A 23,013-nucleotide genomic window follows, 5' to 3' on the forward strand; every position below is an offset into this window, starting at 1 on the left:
TCCCTCGGGGTCAGCCTGCGAGGTCGTGTCGCACCTTTTCGAGGCGCCGCAGGACCGTCCCGTCGACGACCTCGTCGCCGATCTGGACCCGGATCCCACCGACGACGCCGCGGTCGAGCACCGTCTGCAGGGTGACCTTCTTGCCGTAGATGTCACGCAACGCTGAAGCGAGGCGCGTCTGCTGCCGCTCGTCGAGCGGAATGGCGACCGAGACGACGGCGGTGAGCTCGTCGCGACGGGTCGCGGCGAGCCTGAGGTAGGTCTCAAGCACTCGGTCGAGTCTGCGACCACGTGCCACGAGGACCGCCTGCTCGGCGAGTCGAACGGTCTCCTGCGTCGCCTTGCCCTCGAGCAGGCCGCGCACGATGCCGGCCTTGCCCTTGGCGTCGGTGTTGCGGCTCGAGAGCGTGTCGCGAAGCGCGGTGTTGCCGGCGACGACCCGCTCGAAGCGGAAGAGCTCGTCCTCGACGGCGTCGATGCGACCTGCCTTCTCGGCGCTGGCGAGCAGCGCGCGAACGGCGAGTGCCTCGAAGGTGTCGCTGAGGTCGCCCTCGCTGGCCCAACGCTGCGCGACGACCTCGCCCGTCAGGGACGTGGCCGTCTCGCTCACCTTGCCGCCGAAGATCCGGTCGGCCAGGCCACGCTTGGCCTCACCGTCCCGCGCCGGGTCGGCGAAGGCGCGTCGCAGTGGCGCGTCGCCCTCGATCGTTCCCGCGATCGAGAAGAGCTCCTCGGCGAGAGCGGCCCGGTCGACGCCGTCGAGAGCCAGGTCGAGGGCCTTCTCGGCCGCCAGCCCGGCACCACGCGACGAGCCACGCATCAGGCGTCCCGCCCTGCCGTGCCGCCGTTGCCGAGGTCGAGCTCACCCTGACCGGGCTCCTCGGTCGGAGCCGCAACTGAGGCTGCGGACACCTTCTCGGGGCGGACGGCGCCGCTCTCGAGCTCGGCAAGGAAGCGGTCGATCATGCCCTTCTGGCGCACCTCGTCCTCGAGCGACTCGCCGACGATGCGGCTGGCGAGAGTCGTCGAGAGCGTGCCGACCTCGGAGCGCAGCGAGACCACGGCCTGCTGACGCTCGGCCTCGATCTGTCGCTTGGCCGACTCGGTGATCCGGCTCGCCTCCGCCTGCGCCTTCTCACGCAGCTCGGTGACGATGGAGGCACCCTCGGCCCGCGCCTCCTCACGGATGGCGTTGGCCTCGGTGCGGGCCTCGTGCAGCTGGGCTTCGTACTGCTGGAGGGCGGCCTGGGCCTGGGCCTGGGCCTCCTCGGCCTGCTCCATGCCGCCTTCGATGGCAGCACGACGCTCCTCGTAGGCCTTCTCCAGGTTGGGGACGACCTTGGTCGACACCACCCAGTAGAGGACCCCGATCATCACGAGACCGAAGATCAGCTCGGGGATGTGCGGGATGAGGGGCATCTTGGCGCCCTCGGCGGTCGCCAGAGAGACAACCGTCGACGGTGTGGCGGTGAACTGCACGGGTACTCCTAGTGCTTCGAACCAGTTCGGGGATGAGTCGTGGCCCGGGGGGCCGCTGGCATCAGATGAAGAAGAGCACCAGGCCGAAGATCGCAAGTGCCTCGGCGAGCGCGAAGCCAAGGATGGCGATCGGCTGGAGGAGGTTGCGGGCCTCGGGCTGACGGGCGACGCCGTTGATGTAGGCAGCGAAGATCAGGCCGACGGCGATGGCCGGGCCGATGGTCGCAAGGCCGTAACCGACGAGCGAGAGGTTGCCTTCCACGATGATTCCTCTTTCGTGTTTCTGGGGGTTCCATCTCGGCCGAGTGCCGGGACGGAAGAATTTTTCGATGGTGGTCGAGCTATGGAGTTGTGGGTCGTGCGATCAAGAAGCCGTGACTTCGCGAGTGCCCGAGGGCCTCAGTGGTCGTCGGCGAGCGCTCCGGCGATGTAGCTGGCCGCGAGCAGGGTGAAGACATAGGCCTGCAGGAACTGGACCAGCGCCTCGAAGACGAACATGGCAGCCGCCATGATGAACGTCGGGACCGAGAGCAGCTTGAAGGCGACGCCCTGGGTGAGGAAGTAGGCGCCTGCGCTCACGAACAGCACGATGAGCATGTGCCCGGCGAACATGTTGCCGAAGAGTCGCAGCGCCAGCGTGAGTGGGCGGGTGATGAAGTAGGTGATGAACTCGAGCACGAAGATCGCGGGCTTGATCCAGCCCGGCAGACCCGGCGGCACCAGGTGCTGGAAGTAGCCACCGAGGCCCATCTTCTTGATGCCGATCCAGTGGTAGACCACGTAGACGACGAGGGTCAGCGCGATCGGGAAGCCGATGCGACCGAAGGTCGGGTTCATGACCGGGGGGAGGATGCCGAACCAGTTGTTGATGAGGATCAGCGAGAAGAGGCTGAAGAGCAGTGGCACGAACTTGAGGAAGTGCTTGGTCCCGATCATGTCGCGGGCGATGCCGTTGCGCGCGAGGTTGTAGAAGCCCTCCATGTAGAACTGGCCCTTGGAGGGGACGATCGCCGCCTTCTTGGAGAGTGCGACCATCACCACGCTGAGGAGGAGGACGGAGACGCCGCCCCAGACCATCTGCTCGGTGATGGCCCAGTCGCCGCTCGTGCCGAAGGTGGGGAGCCAGAAGATGTCGGGGGTGGGGGTCTCGAACCCGTCACCGCCCTCGGCGGTGGGGACGGCGGTCGTGGTCCCTGCAGCCAGCGCAGTCAGGATCACAGGTGGTTCTCCTCGTTCATGGTGGTGGCGGCACCCTGCAGTCGCGGCTCGAGCGCGCGTCGCTTGCGGCCGATGGTCAGGGGCGTCACGACGTACCGTACCGGAGCCAGATGACGTACAACGACAGAGCCATCCCGGCCAGGATCCCGATCACGAGGATGAAGCCCGTGCCCAGGAGCTGGTCGAGTCCCCAGCCGATCGCGCCGAAGACGGCGGGGCCGGTGAGCAGGTAGGCGATGACGGTCGCGCCGAGTGCATCGGCACGCGCCGTGGCGCTGGGGAGCTCGGGGTCGTCGTGCCACGTCGAGAAGGGTTCGTGGCCCTCGACCCCCTTGGGGATCTTGCGGCTGGGGGTGCGGTCGTCGGTCATGACGTCGCTCCACGGTCCAGCGAGCCCGGGTGGATCTCGTGGCGCGCTCGCACGTATCCCCAGATCTGCCCGACCTGCATGACGATGGTCTGGGCCACGGCCGACAGGGCGAAGGAACGGCCATCGAGCCAGTCCACCCGGGTCAGGAGCGCCACGATCGCCATGATGACGACGAGCTGGCCGAGGTAGACGACGCCGGCACCGGCCATGGACGTGGCGGCCGGACCCATGACGACCGCGGTGATGCCGAGGAGCCCGACGACGAGGACGACGAAGACGGTCGCGGCACCCGCAAGGGCGGAGAGCGCACCTCGCTCACCGGCATACGTCCAGAAGGCACCCGCCAGCACCGGAAGGGCGATCATCCCGGGAACGAGAGCACCCCGCAGCATCATCCGGACCGGGGTCCGTGGCGCGGGGTGTGCAGTCACTGGGCGTCTCTCCCTCGAGGTGGTTCCGGGTGCTTGTGAAAACTATCACAAGCGTCCATGGGGGGCCAACTGTCCGGCTCGCGCGGGCGTCCCCGAGCCGGGCGAGCCCGACCAATACACTTCCCGCCATGAGACAGCGGCTCCTGGTCGGCACGGCCTGCGCAGACGCCGCACTCCTCTTCATCGCCCTCGTGGCCGCTTCCGTCGTCGTGTTCGACGCCCAGCCCTTCAGCGATGCCGTCATCGCCCAGACGCAGGGCCGGGGGCTGCTGCGCATCATGACCATTGCCGTGATCAGCTCGGCAGTCGGCAGTGCGCTCGTCGCCGCGGTCACGCCGCAGGGCCCTCCTCGACCCACCTACAGCCGAGGAGCGCTCGGAGCGCTGTTCGCCTTCTTCGTGATCACGGCGCAGATCGTCCTGTTCCGCCCCTACTACTCCCGCAACCACCTCTTCATCTCGCTCGCGATCTGGCTGTGCCTCGTCGTCCTCCTGCGAGCGCTCCTGCGGCTGCGCCCGTGGACCGAGCGGCTCGTCGTGGTGACCAGCTCGAACGCCATCGTGCAGGCCCTGGACGACACCCCGCACATCACCGTCGTCGGCGTCATCGACCCCAGTGCCACCGGTCCACTGTCCGCTCCCCCGCCCGACACCATCCTCACCGTCGACCTCAGCGCCCCGTGGTCGCGTGAGGTCACCCGCTACGTCTCCGCGACCTCGGTCGCCGGACGCGAGGTCCGCCCGCTCAACGAGGTCTACGAGCGGCACACCGGACGCGTCCCCCTGGGTCACCTCTCGGAGGGCTGGGAGATCGAGACCTCCCTCCTGCGCAAGCTCCCCTTCCTCCCCGTCAAGCACGCCGTCGACCTCGTCCTCGTCGTGCTGACCCTTCCCCTCTGGCTCCCGGTCGTCGCCCTCGTCGCCCTGCTCGTCCGCGTCGTCGACGGCAGCCCGGTGATCTTCCGTCAGGTGCGGGTCGGCAGGCGAGGTGAGATGGTCGAGCTCTTCAAGTTCCGCACCATGCGAGCCGACGCCGAGGACCACGGTGCCCGCCAGGCCACCGGCGACGACCCCCGCATCACGCCCCTCGGCCACGTCCTGCGCAGCGTCAGGCTCGACGAGCTGCCCCAGTTCTTCAACATCCTGCGCGGTGAGCTCTCCCTCATCGGACCGCGCCCCGAGCAGGTGACCTTCGTCGAGAAGTACCGCGAGGCCATCCCCTTCTACGACCAGCGGCACCTCGTCCGCCCGGGCATCACGGGGTGGGCCCAGGTGCGGCACGGCTACGCCGCGTCGGAGGAGGAGACGATCGAGAAGCTCTCCTACGACTTCTACTACCTCAAGCACATGTCGCCGCTGCTCGACCTCGAGGTCCTCGCGCGCAGCGTCTGGACGGTCGTGTCGGCCTCGGGCACCAAGCCCAAGGCCGCCCGCCCATCGCTCGAGGAGGCCGCTGCCCTCGAGGCCGAGGCACGTGAGCAGGCCGTCGAGGACCAGCACCAGCGCCAGGATCGCTCCTCCGACTGACCACTGGGCCGCCGGACCGACTTCCTCCGCCGCGCGTGCGGGATCTCAGCGTGCGTATGCCGGGAAGCGCGTCACGAGATCGGTCACCTCGGCGCGCACCTGCCTGGACACCTCGTGCTCCGGGTCCGCGTCCCCGTCCACGACCGCGCGCGCGATGAGGTCGCCGATGGTGCGCATCTCCTCCTCGCCCATGCCCTGCGTCGTCACGCACGGCGTGCCCACGCGGATGCCGCTGGCGATGTTGGGCTTCTGCGGGTCGAAGGGGATGGCGTTCTTGTTGAGGGTGATGCCTGCCGCGTCACAGCGCGCCTCGGCGTCGACGCCGGTGACGAGCACCGGCTGGAGGTCGTGGAGCGAGAGGTGGGTGTCGGTCCCACCCGTGGTCGGGCGGATGCCCTTCTCGCCGAGGGTCTGCGCGAGCACCCTGGCGTTGGCGATGACCTGCTTCGCGTAGGCCTGGTACTCGGGCGTGGCGCACTCCTTGAAGTTCGTCGCCTTGGCCGCGATGGTGTGCATCTGCGGTCCGCCCTGCATCATCGGGAAGACCGCCTTGTCGATCGCGGCCTTGTGCTCCTCCTTGCAGACGATCGCACCGCTGCGCGGACCACGCAGCACCTTGTGCGTCGTGAAGCTCACGACGTCGGCGTGCGGCACGGGGCTCGGGATCGCCTTCCCGGCCACGAGACCGATGAAGTGTGCGGCGTCGACCCAGAAGATCGCTCCGACCTCGTCGGCGATGCGGCGGAAGAACTCGAAGTCGATGAGCCGCGGGATCGCCGACCCACCCGCGAGGATGACCTTGGGCTTGTGCTCCTTCGCGAGCCTCTCGACCTCGGCGTAGTCGATGTCCTCGGTGTCCTTGTCGACGCCGTAGTGGACGGCGTTGAACCACTTGCCCGAGAACGACATCTTGGTGCCGTGGGTGAGGTGGCCGCCGTGCGGCAGGCTCATCGCGAGGATCGTCTCGCCGGGCTTCATGAACGCGCCGTAGACCGCCTGGTTGGCACTGGCGCCGGAGTGCGGCTGGACATTGGCGTGGTCGGCCTCGAAGAGAGCCTTGGCCCGCTCGATGGCGAGTGACTCGGCCTTGTCGACCTCGGAGCAGCCTCCGTAGTAGCGCCGGCCCGGGTAGCCCTCGGCGTACTTGTTGGACAGGGTCGAGCCGAGTGAGGTGAGCACCGCCGGCGAGGACATGTTCTCGCTCGCGATGAGCTGGAGCCCGCCGCGGAGGCGGTCCAGCTCGGACACCAGCACTCCTGCGATCTCGGGGTCGAAGGTCTCCAGCGCCTCGAAGTCGGAACCGTAGAACGTCTCACTCATGGTTGCTGCTCTCCTTGGATTCGGGTGCCGGCTCGTCCGTCGGTGAAGGGTCTGGGGTCGTCGCGTCGGACGGTTGCTCGTCCGCCGGCGGCTCGTCCGTCGGTGAAGGGTCTGGGGTCGTCCCGTCGGACGGCTGCTCGTCCGTCGGCTGCACGTCGGCCTGCTGCTCGTCGGTCGGCTGCTCGTCCGCCGGCAACTCTAGGTGCTGCGCCGCGAGGGCCAGGATCTCGTCCGCGTCGATGGCACCACGACGCAGGACCGTGGGCTCGGCGTGGGTGCAGTCGACGATCGTCGACGCCAGTCCACCCGTGACCGGGCCGCCGTCGAGGTAGAACTCCACCGACGCCCCGAGCTGCGTCGCGGCGTCGATGATGCTGCGAGACGCCGGCTGGCCGGTGCGGTTGGCGCTGCTGACGGCCATCGGTCCGACCTCCTTGAGGAGCTCGAGGGCGACCTCGTTGTCGGGCATGCGCACGGCGACCGTCCCACCGGTGTCACCGAGGTCCCACATGAGCGAGGGCTGCGCCTTGAAGACGAGCGTCAGCGGACCGGGCCAGTAGCGCTCGATGAGAGCGCGAGCATAGGCCGGCACGTCGGTGGCGAGACCGTCGACCGTGCGGATCTCCGGGACGAGGACCGGCGGTGGCATCTCGCGACCTCGGCCCTTGGCGTCGAGCAGCCGCTGGACCGCATCGGGCGAGAAGGCGTCCGCGCCGATGCCGTAGAGGGTGTCGGTGGGGAGGACGACGAGCTCGCCCTGGCGCACTCCGGCGGTCGCCTTGGCGATGCCGTCCTGGCGCCCCTCGGGGGTCGTGCAGTCGAAGACGGGGCTCATGGGCCCAGCCTAGGACCGGGCCCGGCGCGGCTGTCCCCGGGGACCGGTCGGCGTCACGAAACTCCTCTGCGAACTGACCTCGGCACCATCGCACCATTTGGGGCTCCGAGTGCATAGTGTCGTCACGTTCGACCCTGTCTGTTCCGAACGGAGGTGCAAGGCAATGCGTGGTTCCGGTCTCATCTGGACGATCGTCGGTGTTCTGCTGATCATCGCTCTGCTCATCTACATCCTCTGACACGACCGACGACGCTGCGGCCTCCACCCGACACCGGGTGGAGGCCGCAGTGCGTGGGGCGTCGGCGTTGCCGGTCGTGCCTCCTCAGGCGCGCACGGCGACGGTCGCTCGCGGCCTGCCAGTGAGGTCGAGGCGGTCCTCGACCTGCGACCACGAACCGGTCGCGCGCAGCGCCGCAGGGAGCGACTCCCCCTGGCTGTCGGCGTGCTCCATCACGAGGACTCCTCCGCTGCGCAGCAGTCCGGCCGCTCGCGCAGCGACCAGACGAGGGATCGCGAGCCCATCGGCGCTGCCGCCGTAGAGAGCGACATGGGGGTCGTGGTCACGCACCTCGGGGTCGACCGGCTCCGCCGTCGTGGGGATGTAGGGAGGGTTCGACACGACGACGTCGACCTCCGCGAGCTCCTCGAACGCCGTCACCGCATCACCGTGGACGATCTCGACGTCGAGTCCCAGGCGCTCGCGGTTGCGCTGCGCCCACGCGACCGCGAGGTCGCTGACCTCGACGGCGTGGACTCGTGCCTGCGGCACCTCCGACTTGACCGACAGGGCGATGGCCCCCGAGCCCGTGCACAGGTCCACTACGACGGGCTCGTCGACGCCGCCCTCGACGCAGGCGATGACCGCGCCGATGGCCCACCCCGCCACGACCTCGGTCTCGGGCCGCGGCACGAACACCCCGGGCCCGACCTCGAGCTCGAGCCCGCGGAACCAGGCCCGGCCGGTGAGGTGTTGGAGCGGGACGCGACTGGCGCGCTCGGCGACGAGGGCGGCATACCCCTGCGGTTCGGGACCACCGAGGATCATCCGCCGGCGCACCTCTCCGATGTCCACGCGCAGCGCGTGGGCCGCGAGCGCGAGGGCGTCGTGCTCCGGAGATCCGACTCCCGCATCGGCCAGCTGCTGCATGGCCGCCCGCACCGCCTCACGCAGGGCGGTCACGCGCTGCCCTCGCCCAGGGCCGCGAGTCTCGCCGCCTCATCCGCCGCCATCGCCGACTCGACGACGGGGTCGAGCTCGCCGCCGAGCACGGTGTCGAGGTTGTAGGCCTTGAAGCCGGTGCGGTGGTCGCTGATCCGGTTCTCGGCGAAGTTGTAGGTGCGGATGCGCTCGCTGCGGTCGACCGTGCGCACCTGGCTCGCGCGGATGTCGGCACTCGCAGCGTTCGCCTCGTCCATCGCCATCTGGTGCAGCCGCGCCCGCAGCACGCGCATCGCGGCTTCACGGTTCTGCAGCTGCGACTTCTCGTTCTGGCAGATGACGACGGTGCCGGTGGGCAGGTGGGTGAGCCGCACGGCCGAGTCGGTGGTGTTGACGCTCTGCCCGCCCGGCCCGGACGAGCGGAAGACGTCGATGCGCAGGTCGTTGGCGTGGATCTCGACCTCGACCTCCTCAACTTCCGGCATGACCCAGACACCGGCGGCACTCGTGTGGATGCGGCCCTGCGTCTCCGTCACCGGGACGCGCTGGACGCGGTGGACGCCGCCTTCGTACTTGAGCCGGGCCCACGGTCCCTCGCCCGGCTGCGGCGCCTTCTTCGACTTGACGCTCACCTGGACGTCCTTGAACCCCCCGAGGTCGGTCTCGGTCGAGCCGAGGACCTCGGTGCGCCAGCCGCGCTGGTCGGCGTAGCGCAGATACATCCGCAGCAGGTCGCCCGCAAAGAGTGCCGACTCCTCGCCCCCCTCCCCCGCCTTGACCTCGACGATGACGTCGCGGTCGTCGTCCGGGTCGCGCGGGATGAGCAGTCGGCGGAGCCGGTCGGCAGCGTCGTCCGCGTGCGCCTCCAGTGCGGGGACCTCGGCCGCGAAGCCGGCATCCTCGGTCGCCAGCTCCCGGGCGGTCTCGAGGTCGTCCGTGGCCAGCTTCCAGGCGGCGTATGCCGCCACCGTGGGTCCCAGCGCGGCATACCTCTTGTTGATCTCGCGGAGCTGGTCGGGATCGGAGGCGATGACGGGGTCGCCCATCTGGCGTTCGAGCGTGGCGTGCTCCCGGGCGAGGGCCTCGGCGGACTCGAACATCAGGGTGTCCTCTCAGGGACGAAGACGGCTCAGGGGCGGAGGGGGCGCGACAACGGGTGTGAACACGAATGCGCCGACCCGGATCCCTTGTCAGGATCAACGGGTCGGCGCATCGGGGGTGCTACGCGTCGGCCTTCTTGCCGTAGCGCGCCTGGAAGCGCGCGACGCGGCCACCGGTGTCGAGGATCTTCTGCTTGCCCGTGTAGAACGGGTGGCACTGGCTGCAGACCTCGGCAAGGATCGCGCCACTCTCGGCCGTGCTGCGGGTGGTGAACGACGCGCCACAGGTGCAGGTGACCGTGGTCTCGGCGTAGTTCGGGTGGATGTCCTTCTTCACGATGATCTCCTTGAGAGCTCTGGATGTCTCCGGGTCGGCGGGCCCATCGTCGGCAGATGCAAGCCCGGTAGCGCCCCGCCTGCATCCACTCGTGAGGGTGATGCTCAGGAAACGCGTTGGTGCCGTGAACCGGTCCAGCGAACAAGTGTGCCAGAGCAGGCACACAGAGACCTAAACGACGCCCCACTCCCCCGCATTCCCTGCCCTCTGGTTGCACCATGTCGCCGTCGAGCACCGCCTCGTTCTGGCGGAGGGTGTCGTCGACCGGGTTGCGAGCCCACTGGTGATGGGCCCCCGTCGATCTCCACGAGGAGCCCGACGTCCTAGCAGCGCTCATCAAGGTGAACGCGCCCTCGTCGACCCTGTCGAACGATCTGACGTGAGGTTTGAGCAGTCCACGGTCCCGACCCAAATCGACCGAGGTCCAGCTGACCAATGTCCAGGGACACCGGTGGCCCGCATCGCATGGCAGAACGACAGGAAGGCTGGGCGCCCGCTCCGATAGCGTCGGCGCGCATGGAGCAGCTGCGACCCGCCCGCATCCACGACGTCGACGACCTGATGCGCCTGCGCATCCTCATGTTCGAGGCCATGGGCACACCGGCGCACCAGCTCGAGGCAGCTGAATGGCGTGCCGCGGCCCGAGACTGGTTCACGGCGAAGATCGCTGCCGGGAACACCCACATCCTCGTCGTGCTCGACGGCGACCAGGTCGTTGCCGGCGGACTGGCCGAGGTGCTGCCCGCCATCCCGGCGCCGGGTATGCCGCGCGGTCGCCTCGGCTTCGTCTCCAACGTCGCGACCCTGCCGCACGCCCGGGGCCGCGGCTTGGCTCGCGCCGTGATGACCGAGCTGGTGCGCTGGCTCGAGGAGGAGGGCGATGCCGACCGGATCGACCTCGCGGCGACGAGCGAGGGCGCGCCACTCTATGCCTCCTTGGGCTTCACCGAGGCCGCCTTCCCGACCATGCGCCGTCTGGCACCGGCCGACGCTCCGTGAGCGGACGGCATACCCGAGAACGCCGCGAAGCGGCCTCCCACCGGGAGACCGCTTCGCTGGTGACGACGTCTGTCAGGCGTCGTCGTTCTCGTCCTCGAGCCTGATCGAGCTGTTCTGCTGGACTTGCTTGAGGAACTCGTAGTTCGTCTTGCTCTTGCGAAGCCGGTCGAGCAGGAGCTCGATCGCCTGCTGGCTGTCGAGTGCGGCAAGCACGCGACGCAGCTTCCACATGATCTTGAGCTCTTCGGGCGCGAGCAGGATCTCTTCACGACGCGTGCCCGAGCTGTTGATGTCGACCGCCGGGAAGATGCGGCGGTTCGACAGGCCGCGGTCGAGCTTGAGCTCCATGTTGCCGGTGCCCTTGAACTCCTCGAAGATCACCTCGTCCATGCGCGACCCGGTCTCGACGAGCGCCGTCGCGAGGATGGTGAGCGAGCCACCGTCCTCGATGTTGCGCGCCGCACCGAAGAACTTCTTCGGCGGGTAGAGCGCTGCGGAGTCGACACCACCGGAGAGGATGCGACCGCTGGCCGGGGCGGAGAGGTTGTAGGCGCGACCCAGCTTGGTGATCGAGTCGAGGAGCACGACGACGTCGTGGCCCATCTCGACGAGGCGCTTGGCGCGCTCGATCGCCAGCTCGGCGACCGTGGTGTGGTCCTCGGCCGGACGGTCGAAGGTCGAGGCGATGACCTCACCCTTGACCGCACGCTGCATGTCCGTGACCTCTTCGGGCCGCTCGTCCACGAGGACGACCATGAGGTGGACCTCGGGGTTGTTCGTCGTGATCGCGTTGGCGATGGCCTGCATGACCATGGTCTTCCCGGCCTTGGCCGGTGCGACGATGAGGCCACGCTGACCCTTGCCGATGGGCGCGACGAGGTCGATGATGCGCGTCGTCAGGATGCCCGGCTCGGTCTCGAGACGCAGGCGGTCCTGCGGATAGAGCGGCGTGAGCTTGCCGAACTCGGCGCGGGTGCGCGCGTCGTCCGGGTTCTGGCCGTTGACGGTGTCGAGCCGCGCGAGAGGCGTGTACTTGGCACGGTTGTTGCGAGTGCCCACGGTCTGCTGCTGCGGGTCCTCGCCGTCACGCGGCGCCTTGGTCGCGCCGACGACGGCGTCACCCTTGCGCAGGTTGTGGCGCTTGACCATCCCGAGCGGGACGTAGACGTCGTTGTTGCCCGGGAGGTAGCCCGAGGTCCGCACGAAGGCGTAGTTGTCGAGGATGTCGAGGATGCCGGCCACGGGGACGAGGACGTCGTCCTCGGTGATCTGCAGCTCGTTCTCGGCCTGGACCTCGCCGCCACCCGACGTGGGGCGACGCTTGTCGCGGTCGCGATCGCGGTCGCGATCGCGATCGCGGCTGCGGTTGCGGTTGCGCCGACGGCGGCCGCTGCGGCCGGTCTCGTCGTCATCCCCGTCCTGGTTCTGCCCACCCTGCTCCTGGCCGCCCTGGGACTGCTGCCTGTTGCCCTGTCCCTGATTGCGGTCAGAGCGGTCGGAGCGCTCGTTGTTGCGCTGCTCGGCATCGCGGTCGGAGCCACCCCCTTCGCTGCCGTTGCGCTCGGGGCGCTCGCCGTTGTTGCGGTCGGGGCGCTCGCCGTTGCTGCGGTCCGGGCGCTCCTGGTGGCGCCCGCGCTCCCGGTTGGCCTCGCGCGGCTCGCGGTTGCCCTCGCGCTGCTCCCGACCCTCACGGCTCTGGCCGTTGCGGTCCTCGCTCGAAGCGTCAGCCGTCTCGGTGCGCTCGGCACGGTCCCTGCGCTCTGAACGCTCCGCCCGGTCGGCCTGGTCCGCGCGGTCCGTGCGGGCCTCGTGCCCGGTGCGGTCGGCACTGTCCGCACCGTCGGCGCGCGTCTCGCGCTCGGCGCGGTCGTCGCGCGGTGCGGACGTCTCGGTCGGAGCGCCGGCGTCGGACTTCGGAGCCCCCTGGCCGGACGAGGAGGCCCGACGTGCTCGACCCCGTGCCGGGGCCGGCGTGGAGGTCTCATCCCCGGCGGCCGGCGCGGCGGCGGGGCCGCTCTCGCCGTTCTGCCGTGACTTGATGGCGGCGACGAGGTCGCCCTTGCGCATCTTGGCGGTGCCGGAGATGCCCATGCTCGAAGCAAGGCCCTGGAGCTCGGCAAGGCGCATGGCCGTCAGCGAGCCCGATCGGCGCGGGCTCTGCCCGGACGCCGCGGATGCCTCGAGGGTGGTGGTGTCTGTCACGAAGGATCCTTCCCCTCGTCAGTGGGCCCCTAGCCCGCAGAGGGCGGGGCCGAAAGTGGGTGCCAGAGATCTGGCGGATTGATCCACGGGACTTGCCGACAAACGGCGCGTGACTCAGCACGACCAGTCCGACAGTGGAGGGTGCGACTCGCGGTAGTCATCGGAAGAGCAGGACGCTTCCCCGGCATCAACCACGAGCGCGCTGCCACACTAACACCCTGGACCGACGCGACGGTCTCCGGACGTGGGCCCGTCAAGCCATCAGTCCGCGAGCACTTCCACACCATGACGGGGTATGCCGGGGAGCAGCACGTGCCATCCCTCACCTGCCGTGTCACTCACCGTCGCCGCCGTGCGCGAGGTGGCGAGGACGAGGACCGATGGCCCTGCCCCGGAGATGACCGCCGCGTGACCCTCGGCGCGGAGCAGGTCGACCAGGGCCATCGACGCCGGGTACGACGGTCGGCGCGGCTCCTGGTGCAGCCACTCCCGGGTGCCGTCGAGAAGGTGCTCCGGCGCCTCGGTCAGGGCGTGCACGAGAAGGGCGGCCCGCGCGGAGTTCGCGGCGGCGTCAGCGAGCCGCACCTGGGCGGGCAGCACCGCGCGTGCGGTGGCAGTGGAGAGCTGGGTGTCGGGGCTGAAGACGACCGGCACGACGTCGCGATGCGCGGCGAGTCGCAGCGTCGTCGTCCCTCGTTCGGTGTCGTCGGACCACGACAGGGTGACCCCACCGAAGACACTGGCGGAGGAGTTGTCCGGGTGCCCTTCGAGCCGCGCGGCGAGGTCGTTGACGGCGCCCAGGTCGAGATCGTCGGCGGGGCTCCCGTCGCGGGCGGCGCGCAGAGCGTGGGCGAGGGCGACGCCGGTGACGATCGCGGTGGCCGACGAGCCCATGCCGCGACCGTGTGGCACGGCGTTGCGGCACTCGAGTCGCAAGCCCTCAGGTGCCGTCTCGCCCCACGTCTCGAACGCATGGACGAGGCTCCGGAGGACCAAGTGGGAGGAATCCGTCGGGACGGTTCCGGCGCCCTCGCCCGAGACGTCGATCTCCAGCCCGGAACGGGCGAGAACCGTTGCGCGACAACCGTCCCAGACGCCGAGAGCCATCCCGACCGAGTCGAAACCCGGGCCGAGGTTGGCGCTGCTGGCCGGCACGCGCACGGCCGTGACCAGCCCCGGCCGCCACTCCCCCACGATCAGCTCTCGAAGCCCAGGACCTCGGCGACGGCCTGCGCCTCGGCCGAGACCTTGACCGGCTCTATCTCCGAGCCGTCGGCCGTGCGCAACGCCCACTGCGGATCCTTGAGCCCGTGTCCGGTCACGGTGCACACGATCGTCGCGTCCGGGGGAACCTCGCCGCGCTCGCTCGCCTGCACCAGGCCGGCGATGCTCGCCGCTGAGCCCGGCTCGACGAAGATGCCCTCCGTCGAGGAGAGGAGCCGGTGCGCGGCGAGGATCTGCTCGTCGGTCACCGACTCGATCCGACCACCCGACTGGTCGCGGGCCTCCTCGGCCTGTCGCCACGAGGCAGGGTTGCCGATCCGGATGGCGGTCGCGATCGTCTCCGGATGATCGACCGGGTGACCGAGCACGATCGGCGCGGCGCCAGCGGCCTGGAAGCCCCACATCTGGGGTGTCCGCGTCGCCACGGCCGGCAGACCCTCGCTGTCCGTGGCGTACTCCGTGTAGCCACGCCAGTAGGCCGTGATGTTGCCGGCATTGCCGACGGGCAGGACGTGGATGTCCGGGGCGTCTCCGAGCGCGTCGACGATCTCGAAGGCCGCCGTCTTCTGGCCCTCGATCCGCGCCGGGTTGACCGAGTTCACGAGCTCGACGGGGTGCACCTCGGCGAGCTTGCGGGCGACCGTGAGGCAGACGTCGAAGTTGCCGTCGACCTGGATGAGCGTGGCGCCGTGGGCGATGGCCTGGCTGAGCTTGCCCATGGCGATCTTGCCCTCGGGGACGAGCACGGCGCAGGTCATCCCCGCCTTGGTCGCATAGGCGGCTGCCGAGGCGCTCGTGTTGCCGGTGCTCGCGCAGATGACGGCCTTGGCTCCGCGACCCTTGGCGTGGGAGATCGCCGTCGTCATCCCCCGGTCCTTGAACGACCCGGTGGGGTTGAGGCCTTCGTACTTGACGAGGACGTTGGCCCCGACCAGCTCGGACAGGTGCTCGGCCGGGATGAGTGGCGTGCCGCCCTCGTGCAGGGTCACGACAGGTGAGCCGGCGAGCATCGGCAGGCGGTCGGCATACTCACGGATCACTCCGCGCCACTGGTGTGCCACTCAGGTTCCTTCCACACGCATCCAGGAGACGACCGCATCGACGGTGTCGAGGCCGGTCAGTGCATCGACCGTCGCGGCCAGAGCCGAGTCGGTGGCACGGTGGGTGACGATGACGAGGGACGCGCGCGACTCCTCGCCCTCGCCGAGCACGCGCTGCCGCACCGTCTCGATCGAGACGTCGTGAGCGGCGAACGCCGACGCCACCTGCGCGAGCACGCCGGGGCGGTCGGCCACGGCAAGGCTGATGTGGTACCTCGTCGTCGCCTGACCCATCTCGACGACGGGCAGGTCGGCGTAGGCGGACTCGGTCGGGCCGTGTCCGCCGGCGAGGCGGTGGCGGGCCACCGCGACGACGTCACCGAGGACGGCCGAGGAGGTCGGGTCGCCGCCGGCACCCTTGCCGTAGAACATGAGCTCACCCGCGGCCGAGGCCTCGACGAAGACTGCGTTGTAGGCGTCTCGCACCGAGGCCAGGGGGTGGGTCCGCGCGATCATCGCCGGGTGCACGCGGACGCTCACCCCGCTCGGGGCGCCGGACTCGTCGCGGACGAGCTCGCAGATCGCGAGGAGCTTGACGACGGCATCCATGTCACGTGCCGCCTGGATGTCGGCCGCAGTGACCTCGGTGATGCCCTCGCGGTGCACGTCGTCGCTCGAGACCCGGGTGTGGAACGCCAGGGACGCGAGGATGGCTGCCTTCGCCGCGGCGTCGAAGCCCTCGACGTCAGCGGTCGGGTCGGCCTCGGCGTAGCCCAGGGCCTGGGCCTGCTCGACGGTCTCGGCGAAGCCGGCGCCGGTGGTGTCCATCTTGTCGAGGACGAAGTTGGTGGTGCCGTTGACGATGCCGAGGACCCGCTGCACGTCGTCACCCACGAGGGACTCTCGCATGGGGCGGACGATCGGGATCGCGCCGGCGACGGCCGCCTCGTAGTAGAGGTCGACACCGTGCTCGCCGGCCGCGGCATACAGGGTCGGTCCGTCCTCGGCGAGCAACGCCTTGTTGGCGGTGACGACGGAGGCGCCGTGCTTCATGGCGGTGAGGATCAGCTCGCGTGCCGGGTCGATGCCTCCGATGACCTCGATGACGATGTCGGCACCGCGCACGAGGGTGTCGGCGTCGGCGGTGAAGAGCGAGGGGTCGACGGGGACGTCCGGACGAGCCCGGTCGGGCCTGCGCACGGCGATGCCGATGAGGTCGAGGCGCGCACCGACGCGGGCAGCCAGGTCATCGGCGTTGCGGATGAGCATCGTCGCGACGGAGGAACCGACCACCCCGCACCCGAGCAGGGCGACCTTGAGCGTGGGCAGGTCAGTGGTGGTGGATGCCATCTCGGCTGGGCTCTCCTCAGTCACGGGCTCGACATCCCAGGGCTGCGACATCAGCTGCTCCCGACGTCCAGAGCGAGCAGGTCGTCGATCGTCTCACGACGCACGATGACCTGTGCCCTGCCGTCTCGGACCGCGAGCACCGGCGGCCGGGGGGTGTGGTTGTACTGGCTCGAGAGCGCCCGGCAGTAGGCGCCGGTGCCGGGGACGGCGATGAGATCACCAGGCTGGGTGTCCGCGGGCAGCCACTCGTCCTGGACGACGATGTCACCACTCTCGCAGTGCTTGCCGACGACCCGGGCGAGCACCGGCTCGGCATCGGAGGTGCGGTTGGCGAGGGTGCACGAGTAGTCGGCCTCGTAGAGAGCGGGCCGCACGTTGTCGCTCATGCCCCCGTCGACCGAGACGTAGACGCGCGAGTGGTGGTCGCCGAGCTCGACCGGCTTGACCGTGCCCACCTCGTAGAGGGTGAAGGTCGAGGGACCGACGATGGCGCGGCCTGGTTCGATCGACACCCTTGGGACGGGCACCTTCTCGAGGTCGCCGTCGCCGATGGCCTTGAACTCACGACCGACGATGTCGGCCAGCTGCTCACCGATCTCGCCGGGCTGGAGCGGCGTGTGCTGGGACGTGTAGGCCATGCCGAAGCCACCTCCGAGGTCGATCTCGGGGCTGTGGTGGCCGAGCTCGTTCGCGATCTGCGCGTGCAGGCCGACGAGGCGGCGCGCGCTCATCTCGAAGCCGCCCGTGTCGAAGATCTGGCTGCCGATGTGCGAGTGCAGCCCACGCAGGTCCAGGGTCTCGTGCGCCAGCACGGCCCTGGCCGCGTCGAGCGCCTGACCGCCGGAGAGGCTGAACCCGAACTTCTGGTCCTCGTGCCCGGTGGCGATGAACTCGTGGGTGTGCGCCTCGACGCCGACGGTCACGCGGATCATCACGGGAGCAACCAGACCCAGCTCGGCCGCGATCGCCGCGACACGGTCGATCTCGACGAAGGAGTCGACGACGATCCGCCCCACGCCGTAGTCCAGGGCGTCGCGGATCTCGCTCAGCGACTTGTTGTTGCCGTGGAAGCCGATCCGTTCTGCGGGGAAGCCTGCACGGCGTGCCACGGCGAGCTCTCCCCCGCTGCACACGTCGAGCGACAGGCCCTCCTCCGCAACCCATTTCGCCACGGCGGTGCACAGGAAGGCCTTGCCCGCGTAGTAGACGTCGGCGCCGCCGCAGACCGTGTCGAACGGCGCCGCGAAGTCGTCGCGGAACGCCCGTGCCCGCGCGCGGAAGTCACCTTCGTCGATGACGTATGCCGGCGTGCCGAACTCACGCGCGATGGCCTCCACGTCGAGACCGGCGACGGTCAGACGGCCGTCGGCATCACGGCATACCGAGTCCGCCCAGAGCTGCGGCAGCAGCGCGTTGACGTCGGTGGGGAAGGGCAGGTAGAGCGGCGGTCCGCCATAACCTTCGGCGTGGAGAGCACCGGCCTCGTGGACACGCATCGGTCAGTCCCTCACATGCGCTCGGGCGCGCTGACGCCGAGCAGGTCGAGGCCGTTGGCGAGCACCTGGCGGGTGGCGTCGTTGAGCCACAGCCGGGTGCGATGAAGGTCGGTGACCTCCTCGTCGGCGTTCATGGGCCGCACCCGGCAGGTGTCGTACCACTTGTGGTAGCGACCGGCGAGGTCCTCGAGGTAGCGCGCCACCCGGTGCGGCTCGCGCAGGTGAGCCGCCTGGGCGACGACCCGCGGGAAGTCGCCCAGGGTGGCGAGGAGGGTGGCCTCCGTGGCATCGGTGAGCAGCGCCGGGTCGAAGCCGTCCTCACGACGCACTCCGTCCTCCCCGGCGAGCCGTGACACGTTGGCGGTGCGGGCGTGGGCGTACTGGACGTAGTAGACGGGGTTGTCGTTGGTCTGCTTGCGCAGCTCCTCGCCGTCGAGGCTCAGCGGGCTGTCCGCGGGGTAGCGGGCGAGGTTGTAGCGGACCGCGTCCGAGCCGATCCAGTCGATGAGGTCGTTCAGCTCGATGATGTTGCCGGCCCGCTTGGACAGCTTGGCGCCGTTGAGGTTGACGAGCTGCCCGATGCGCACGTCGATGTTGACGTCGGCGTCGTCACCGGCGCACGCCGCGATGGCCTTGAGCCGACCGATGTAGCCGTGGTGGTCGGCTCCGAGCAGGTAGATCTTCTCGGTGAAGCCGCGGTCCTTCTTGCTCAGGTAGTAGGCGGCATCGGCGGCGAAGTAGGTCGGCACGCCGTCGGCCCGGATGAGGACGCGGTCCTTGTCGTCGGTGAAGTCGGTCGTGCGCAGCCAGACCGCGCCGTCCCGGTCGTCGACGTGACCCTGCTCGCGCAGCCGCTCGACGGCCTGCTCGACGGCTCCCCCGTCGTGCAGCTCCTGCTCGGAGAACCACACGTCGAAGAACACCCCGAAACGCTCCAGCGTCTGGCGGATCTCGGCGAGCTGCGCCCTGTAGGCGAGCGGCCGGGCGACCGCGATGGCCTCGTCGTCGGGCAGGTCGAGGACGTCGGGTCGCTGCTCGACGACGATCTTGGCGAGGTCACCGATGTAGGCGCCCGGGTAGCCGCCCTCGGGAGTGGGCTTGCCCTTGGCACTGGCCAGGACGCTCTGGGCGAACTTGTCCATCTGCGCACCGGCGTCGTTGATGTAGTACTCCGCCGTCACGTCCGCTCCCGAGGCGGAGAGGAGGCGGCGCATCGAGTCCCCGAGGGCTGCCCACCGGGTGTGCCCGATGTGCAGCGGACCCGTCGGGTTGGCCGAGATGAACTCGAGGTTGATGGTGTGACCGGCTTCGGAGTCGTTCTTGCCGTATGCCGCGCCGCTCTCGACGATGCTTCGCGCGAGCTCTCCTGCGCTCGACGCGTCGAGGCTGATGTTGAGGAAGCCCGGGCCGGCGACGTCGACCTGCGAGATGCCCTCGATCGCGCTCAGACGGGAGGCGAGCGCGGTGGCGAGGTCCCGCGGCGGCATACCGGCCGGCTTGGCAAGCTGCAGGGCGATGTTGGTGGACCAGTCGCCGTGGTCGCGGTTCCTGGGTCGCTCCACGCGCACCTCGCCGGGGACCTCGGCGGTGAAGTCGCCGGCGGCAGTGGCTTCGAGCAGGGCAGCCCGGATCGCGGAGGAAAGTTCTTCGGGAGTCACCCGCGAAGTCTATTGGGCCGGATTCTCGGGTCGTCCGTGGGCGGCGAGGCGTGAGATGACCTCGACGAGGTCGGCCGGGTCGAAGGGCTTGGCGATGAAGGCGTCGAAGCCCGCGAGTGCCGCTTCGCTGCGGTCGTGGGCGGTGGTGGACGCGGTGACCAGGACCGTGGGGACTGCCACGAGGCGAGGATGGCTGCGAATGGCGGCGATGGCCCACCATCCGTCACGACGCGGGGTCTGGGCATCGAGGATGATCACGTCCGGGACGGGGGCCGAGGGGTCGATGAGATGGCTCATGGCCTCGTGCCCGTCTGCCGCCTCGAGGACGTCGAAGCCCTCGAGCTCGAGATTGATGCGGATGATGGCCCGGATGGAGTCGATGTCGTCGCAGACCATGACCAGCGGCCGAGGCGTGACTGCCACGACCTCTGGACCGGATTCCATGGTCCGAACTCTAGGCTGATACCCTCCGTGGGCATCCCAGAATGGCGCGAATGGCCACTATACGGATTATTCGAGCCCCCGTAGCTCAGGGGATAGAGCACCGCCCTCCGGAGGCGGGAGCGCAGGTTCGAATCCTGCCGGGGGCACGCGAAGAAGGCCGGTGAATGACACGGAGTGTCGATTCACCGGCCTTTCGCGTGCCCCCGGCAGAAGCAACAGGCCCTCGAACGGAGTGAGAGCGCCGGCGGGGGCACCACAAGAAAGCCCCGACGAAGGAGGGGGCGGGTTCAGGGCCGAAGGCCCGCCGCCTGAAGAGGTTCAGCGGCGACGAGAAGCGGCGGCAGCGGAGGAACTCACCCGCAGCAAATTAGCGCTGGCTCGCGTCCGTGACCTCGCCGACGAGCTCCTCGATCACGTCCTCGAGGAAGACGACGCCGATCACGTCGCCGTCGTCGGCGACGACCCGGGCCAGGTGCGAGCCGGTGCGCTGCATCGTGGCGAGCACGGACTCCACCTCGTCGCCCGGGCGGACGTTCGCCATCCGGCGGATGCGCTTGGCCGGAACCGGCTCGAGGCGCTCCTGCTCGTCGGCGAAGAGCACGTCCTTGAGGTGGAGGTAGCCCGAGAGCGTCCCTCCCGAGTCGACGACCGGGAAGCGTGAGAACCCGTGCCGCGCGACGAGCCGCTCGATGGCGTCAGGCGTGGCGTCGACGCCCACGGTGACGAGTCGGTCGTTCGGGACACCGACGTCGCGAGCGTCCTTGTCACTGAACTCGAGGGCCGCGCCGAGGAGGCCGTACTGCTCCGCCTCGACGAGGCCCTCCTTGTGCGACTCGGAGAGGATCTGTGCGACCTCCTCGGCGGTGAAGGCGGAGGCGAGCTCGTCCTTGGGGTCCACCCCCAGCGCCCGGACCAGCACCTTGGAGACCCAGTCCATGACGCTGATCACCGGCTTGACGACCTTGGAGACCATGACGAGGGCCGGGACGAGCGCGATGGCCGCCCGCTCCGGCGTCGCGATCGAGAGGTTCTTGGGGATCATCTCGCCCACGACGACGTGCAGGAAGACGACGACGAGCAGCGCGAGGACGAGAGCCAGGACGTCGGCGACGGCCTCGGGTGCACCGAGCGCCTCGACCGGTCCGACGAGCGCGTGGTGCAGCGCGGACTCCGACACGGCGCCGAGCAGCACGGAGCAGACGGTGATGCCGAGCTGCGCGGTCGCGAGCAGGATCCCGGTGCGGGACATCGCTTCGAGCGCGGTCTGCGCCCGACGGCTTCCCTCCTGGGCCAGGGGTTCGAGCTGGCTGCGGCGGGCGGACATGGCAGCGAACTCGGCGCCGACGAAGAACGCGTTGGCGAGCAGGAGGACGACAGTGATGAGGATGGTTCCGAGACTCATGCCGGCGCCCCCTCTGACTCGTCGGAGTCAGGACCCGTCGGGGTCTCACCCTCGGCCGCCACGGGCGTGAAGCGCAGTCGGTCGACACGACGCGCCTCCATGTCGATGACCGTGATCCGCCATCCCGGCAGCTCGACGACCTCACCGACGACAGGCACCCGGCCCAGCTCCGACATGACGAAGCCGGCGACCGTCTCGTATGCCGGTCCTTCGGGGATCTCGATACCTGTGCGGCGCAGCACCTCGTCCGGCCGCCACAGGCCGGGCACGGTCCATGACCCGTCGGTCATCTGGCGACCGGTGGTCTGGCTGCGGTCGTGCTCGTCGGACACCTCGCCCACGATCTCCTCGACGAGGTCCTCGAGCGTGACGACACCCGACGTGCCGCCGTACTCGTCCACGACGATGGCGAACTGCTGACCGCTGTCACGCAGGTGGATGAGGAGCGGGTCGAGGCGGATCGTCTCCGGCACGACGAGGGGCGGGGTCATCAGGGCGGAGACCGGGACGTCGTCGCGTCGCTCGTGCGGGACGGCGATGGCCTTCTTGACGTGGACCACCCCGTCGACGTCGTCCCAGTCGTCGTCGATGACCGGGAAGCGCGAGTGGCCCGTCTGGCGCGCGAGCTCGACGCACTCGCGAGCCGAGGCGGACCGGTCGATGGCCGTGGCCCGCGAGCGGGGGGTCATGACGTCGGCGGCCGTCTGGGCGCCGAAGGTGAGGGACGCGGTCACGAGGCGGGCGGTCCCGAGGTCGAGCGTGCCGGCCTCGGCCGACGTGCGCACGAGTGACGCGAGCTCGGCGGGACTTCGCGCGGCCGAGAGCTCCTCCTGGGGCTCGACCCCCATGGCGCGCAGCGCCGAGTTCGCCGTGCCGTTGAGGACGTGGATGAAGGGTTTGAACGCCAACGCGAACCATCGCACCGGTGCGGCGACCCACTTCGCCGTGGCCAAGGGCGTCGAGATGGCGAGGGTCTTGGGGACCATCTCGCCGATGATCATCGAGAAGATCGTGGCGAGGACCATCGCGAGCACGGATGCGACGCGCTCCGCGAGCGACTCGCCGAGCCCGAGCGACTGCAGCGGTCCGAGCAGGAGCTTGCCGATGGACGGGTTGGCGAGGAAGCCGAGCACGAGGGTCGTCAGGGTGATCCCGACCTGCGACGCGGAGAGCTGCGTCGACAGCGCGCGCAGGGACGTGAGGACCGACCGGGCGCGGACGTCCCCGCGCTCGACGGCCTTCTCGACACTGGGCCGGTCGAGTGCGACCAGGGCGAACTCGGCGGCGACGAACAGGGCGGTCCCCAGCGTCAGCGCGACGCCGGCGAGGACGAGTAACCACTCGGTCATAGTGCGACCATCCTAGGGACGAGGCCGGGCGACCCGGCATGGGGCCGCTCGGCGAGCGGTCGACGTCATACCTC

Annotated in this window: 22 protein-coding genes and 1 tRNA gene; 3 read left to right on the forward strand and 20 right to left on the reverse strand. The window is 69.6% G+C overall.

Annotation, left to right across the window (positions count from 1 at the left end):
• Positions 1 to 10: 10 nt before the first annotated feature.
• From ACFQW8_RS02575 to ACFQW8_RS02600, 6 genes are all read right to left on the reverse strand, one after another.
• On the reverse strand, positions 11 to 820 hold the full coding sequence (locus tag ACFQW8_RS02575; RefSeq protein WP_380085416.1) for a F0F1 ATP synthase subunit delta: 810 nt from the start codon (positions 818 to 820) through the stop codon (positions 11 to 13).
• Complete coding sequence (locus tag ACFQW8_RS02580) at positions 820 to 1,479, reverse strand: F0F1 ATP synthase subunit B (protein WP_380085417.1); 660 nt, start codon at positions 1,477 to 1,479, stop codon at positions 820 to 822. The genes ACFQW8_RS02575 and ACFQW8_RS02580 overlap by 1 nt, the downstream gene beginning before the upstream one ends.
• A gap of 61 nt (positions 1,480 to 1,540) precedes the next feature.
• The gene (locus ACFQW8_RS02585) at positions 1,541 to 1,747 is read right to left on the reverse strand and encodes an ATP synthase F0 subunit C (protein ID WP_211254743.1); all 207 of its coding nucleotides are present in this window, start codon (positions 1,745 to 1,747) and stop codon (positions 1,541 to 1,543) included.
• A gap of 131 nt (positions 1,748 to 1,878) precedes the next feature.
• The gene (gene atpB / locus ACFQW8_RS02590) at positions 1,879 to 2,697 is read right to left on the reverse strand and encodes a F0F1 ATP synthase subunit A (protein WP_380085418.1); all 819 of its coding nucleotides are present in this window, start codon (positions 2,695 to 2,697) and stop codon (positions 1,879 to 1,881) included.
• 85 nt (positions 2,698 to 2,782) lie between these two features.
• Positions 2,783 to 3,067 carry a hypothetical protein gene (locus tag ACFQW8_RS02595; RefSeq protein ID WP_380085419.1) on the reverse strand — a complete coding sequence of 95 codons (285 nt, stop codon included), beginning with the start codon at positions 3,065 to 3,067 and terminating at the stop codon, positions 2,783 to 2,785.
• Positions 3,064 to 3,498, reverse strand: a complete 435-nt coding sequence (locus ACFQW8_RS02600; RefSeq protein ID WP_380085420.1) for a hypothetical protein — start codon at positions 3,496 to 3,498, stop codon at positions 3,064 to 3,066. The genes ACFQW8_RS02595 and ACFQW8_RS02600 overlap by 4 nt, the downstream gene beginning before the upstream one ends.
• A gap of 128 nt (positions 3,499 to 3,626) precedes the next feature.
• Here ACFQW8_RS02600 and ACFQW8_RS02605 point away from each other — a divergent pair, with 128 nt between their 5' ends.
• Entirely contained in the window at positions 3,627 to 5,024 is a 1,398-nt protein-coding gene (locus ACFQW8_RS02605; protein ID WP_380085421.1) for a sugar transferase, read from the forward strand.
• 45 nt (positions 5,025 to 5,069) lie between these two features.
• Here the strand turns inward: ACFQW8_RS02605 and ACFQW8_RS02610 are convergent, their stop codons facing one another.
• The 5 genes from ACFQW8_RS02610 to rpmE all read right to left on the reverse strand — a co-directional run bounded on the left by ACFQW8_RS02610 (position 5,070) and on the right by rpmE (position 9,775).
• Entirely contained in the window at positions 5,070 to 6,344 is a 1,275-nt protein-coding gene (locus tag ACFQW8_RS02610; RefSeq protein WP_380085422.1) for a serine hydroxymethyltransferase, read from the reverse strand.
• Positions 6,337 to 7,179: an L-threonylcarbamoyladenylate synthase gene (locus ACFQW8_RS02615; RefSeq protein WP_380085423.1), complete on the reverse strand. Its 843-nt coding sequence runs from the start codon at positions 7,177 to 7,179 to the stop codon at positions 6,337 to 6,339. The genes ACFQW8_RS02610 and ACFQW8_RS02615 overlap by 8 nt, the downstream gene beginning before the upstream one ends.
• A gap of 322 nt (positions 7,180 to 7,501) precedes the next feature.
• A complete protein-coding gene (prmC, locus tag ACFQW8_RS02620) occupies positions 7,502 to 8,359 on the reverse strand; it encodes a peptide chain release factor N(5)-glutamine methyltransferase (protein ID WP_380085424.1) in 858 nt (285 codons plus the stop codon).
• On the reverse strand, positions 8,356 to 9,438 hold the full coding sequence (gene prfA, locus ACFQW8_RS02625) for a peptide chain release factor 1 (RefSeq protein ID WP_380085425.1): 1,083 nt from the start codon (positions 9,436 to 9,438) through the stop codon (positions 8,356 to 8,358). The genes prmC and prfA overlap by 4 nt, the downstream gene beginning before the upstream one ends.
• Before the next feature lie 121 nt (positions 9,439 to 9,559).
• A complete protein-coding gene (gene rpmE / locus ACFQW8_RS02630) occupies positions 9,560 to 9,775 on the reverse strand; it encodes a 50S ribosomal protein L31 (protein WP_380085426.1) in 216 nt (71 codons plus the stop codon).
• A 516-nt stretch (positions 9,776 to 10,291) separates the two neighbouring features.
• On the opposite strand from rpmE, the gene ACFQW8_RS02635 reads away from it, so the two are divergent.
• Entirely contained in the window at positions 10,292 to 10,774 is a 483-nt protein-coding gene (locus tag ACFQW8_RS02635; RefSeq protein WP_380085427.1) for a GNAT family N-acetyltransferase, read from the forward strand.
• Positions 10,775 to 10,846: 72 nt separating this feature from the next.
• Here the strand turns inward: ACFQW8_RS02635 and rho are convergent, their stop codons facing one another.
• The 7 genes from rho to ACFQW8_RS02670 form a co-directional block, all read right to left on the reverse strand.
• Positions 10,847 to 12,976, reverse strand: coding sequence for a transcription termination factor Rho (gene rho, locus ACFQW8_RS02640; protein ID WP_380085428.1), 2,130 nt, complete (start codon positions 12,974 to 12,976; stop codon positions 10,847 to 10,849).
• Between the two features lie 261 nt (positions 12,977 to 13,237).
• The gene (gene thrB, locus ACFQW8_RS02645) at positions 13,238 to 14,131 is read right to left on the reverse strand and encodes a homoserine kinase (protein ID WP_380085429.1); all 894 of its coding nucleotides are present in this window, start codon (positions 14,129 to 14,131) and stop codon (positions 13,238 to 13,240) included.
• A gap of 41 nt (positions 14,132 to 14,172) precedes the next feature.
• Positions 14,173 to 15,261: a threonine synthase gene (thrC, locus tag ACFQW8_RS02650; protein ID WP_380085430.1), complete on the reverse strand. Its 1,089-nt coding sequence runs from the start codon at positions 15,259 to 15,261 to the stop codon at positions 14,173 to 14,175.
• A complete protein-coding gene (locus tag ACFQW8_RS02655) occupies positions 15,262 to 16,590 on the reverse strand; it encodes a homoserine dehydrogenase (protein ID WP_380085431.1) in 1,329 nt (442 codons plus the stop codon).
• 50 nt (positions 16,591 to 16,640) lie between these two features.
• On the reverse strand, positions 16,641 to 18,086 hold the full coding sequence (lysA, locus tag ACFQW8_RS02660; protein WP_380085432.1) for a diaminopimelate decarboxylase: 1,446 nt from the start codon (positions 18,084 to 18,086) through the stop codon (positions 16,641 to 16,643).
• An 11-nt stretch (positions 18,087 to 18,097) separates the two neighbouring features.
• Positions 18,098 to 19,744 carry an arginine--tRNA ligase gene (gene argS / locus ACFQW8_RS02665; RefSeq protein WP_380085433.1) on the reverse strand — a complete coding sequence of 549 codons (1,647 nt, stop codon included), beginning with the start codon at positions 19,742 to 19,744 and terminating at the stop codon, positions 18,098 to 18,100.
• A 9-nt stretch (positions 19,745 to 19,753) separates the two neighbouring features.
• Positions 19,754 to 20,188: a response regulator gene (locus tag ACFQW8_RS02670; RefSeq protein WP_380085434.1), complete on the reverse strand. Its 435-nt coding sequence runs from the start codon at positions 20,186 to 20,188 to the stop codon at positions 19,754 to 19,756.
• Positions 20,189 to 20,262: 74 nt separating this feature from the next.
• On the opposite strand from ACFQW8_RS02670, the gene ACFQW8_RS02675 reads away from it, so the two are divergent.
• Positions 20,263 to 20,334 (forward strand) — tRNA-Arg (locus ACFQW8_RS02675).
• 221 nt (positions 20,335 to 20,555) lie between these two features.
• On the opposite strand, the gene ACFQW8_RS02680 is transcribed toward ACFQW8_RS02675, so the two are convergent.
• Both ACFQW8_RS02680 and ACFQW8_RS02685 read right to left on the reverse strand, forming a co-directional pair.
• Positions 20,556 to 21,590 (reverse strand): hemolysin family protein, encoded by a 1,035-nt coding sequence (locus tag ACFQW8_RS02680; protein WP_380085435.1) that lies wholly within the window; start codon positions 21,588 to 21,590, stop codon positions 20,556 to 20,558.
• Complete coding sequence (locus ACFQW8_RS02685; protein WP_380085436.1) at positions 21,587 to 22,939, reverse strand: hemolysin family protein; 1,353 nt, start codon at positions 22,937 to 22,939, stop codon at positions 21,587 to 21,589. Before ACFQW8_RS02685 ends, ACFQW8_RS02680 begins: the two co-directional genes overlap by 4 nt.
• Positions 22,940 to 23,013 lie beyond the last annotated feature (74 nt).

Source organism: Knoellia altitudinis, assembly GCF_042666355.1.
In the GTDB taxonomy this organism is placed as follows: domain Bacteria; phylum Actinomycetota; class Actinomycetes; order Actinomycetales; family Dermatophilaceae; genus Knoellia; species Knoellia altitudinis.